This window comes from Mesorhizobium sp. M4A.F.Ca.ET.020.02.1.1, from assembly GCF_004022645.1.
Lineage (GTDB): Bacteria > Pseudomonadota > Alphaproteobacteria > Rhizobiales > Rhizobiaceae > Mesorhizobium.
The window spans coordinates 1-1,107 of the sequence record NZ_RZOI01001158.1 but is presented as its reverse complement, the minus strand read 5'-3'; the positions used below and the strand labels follow the sequence as shown (position 1 = coordinate 1,107).

Genomic DNA, 1,107 nt, shown 5'->3' with positions numbered 1-1,107 from the left:
GGTCTATGTCCGCGCCTTCGATAGGAGCGGCAACGCCAGTTACGGAGCCAAAGCGTTCCATGTCAGTTTCCCATCAGTTGACGCACATCGGCCAGACAGCCGCTGACGGCCGCCGCCGCGGCCATCGGCGCGCTCATCAGATGAGTGCGAGCGCCGCGCCCCTGCCGTCCCACAAAATTGCGGTTCGTGGTGGAGGCGCAACGCTCGCCGCTCGGCACGGCATCGCCATTGATGGCCAGGCACATGGAGCAACCGGCGTAGCGCCATTCGCAGCCGGCTTCGAGGAAGATGCGGTCGAGGCCTTCCGCCTCGGCCTGCGCCCTCACGAGACCGGAGCCTGGAACGACAAGAGTCGGCACCAAGGCACGTCTGCCCTTCAGAACCGATGCCGCGGACCGCAGATCCTCGATCCGGCCGTTTGTGCATGATCCAATGAAGACGCGATCGACCCTGAGACCCTCCAATAAGGTGCCAGCGCTAAGTCCCATGTACGAAAGCCCTTTTTCAATCCTGGCGCGCTTCAGCGGATCGGCGACATCGCCCGGATTTGGAATGCGATCGGTAATCGACGAGGAATCTTCCGGGCTCGTCCCCCAAGATACCATGGGGGCGAGTGCACCTGCGTCGAGGATGACCTCCTTGTCGAAGATGGCATCAGCATCACTCGAAAGCGCAGTCCACTTCGCAACAGCTTGGTCCCATGCCTCATTCTTTGGGGCGAAAGGACGGCCTTTGAGATAAGCGAGCGTCTTCGCGTCCGGAGCGACCATGCCGGCTCGGGCGCCCGCCTCGATGGACATATTGCAGAGCGTCATGCGCCCTTCGATGGAAAGGTCTCGAATGGCGGCGCCGGCATATTCGATGACATGGCCAGCGGCGCCCGAGACCCCGATCGACGCGATAATGCCCATGATGATGTCTTTGGCGACGACACCAGGCTTGGCCGAGCCATTTACCGTCACGCGCATGGTGCGCGGCTTGCGCTGCCATAAGGTCTGAGTGGCAAAGACATGGCTGACTTCCGAGGAGCCGATACCGAAGCCGAGCGCGCCCAGTGCCCCGTGCGTCGAAGTATGGCTGTCGCCGCATACGATCGTCATTCCGGGC

General features: G+C 62.3%; 1 protein-coding gene. It reads right to left on the bottom strand.

The genetic code is table 11. The features are described 5' to 3' along the window. Positions 1 to 62: 62 nt before the first annotated feature. The coding region (locus EN742_RS35665; RefSeq protein ID WP_128333922.1) for a 3-isopropylmalate dehydratase large subunit at positions 63 to 1,107 on the bottom strand (1,045 nt) is incomplete at its 5' end.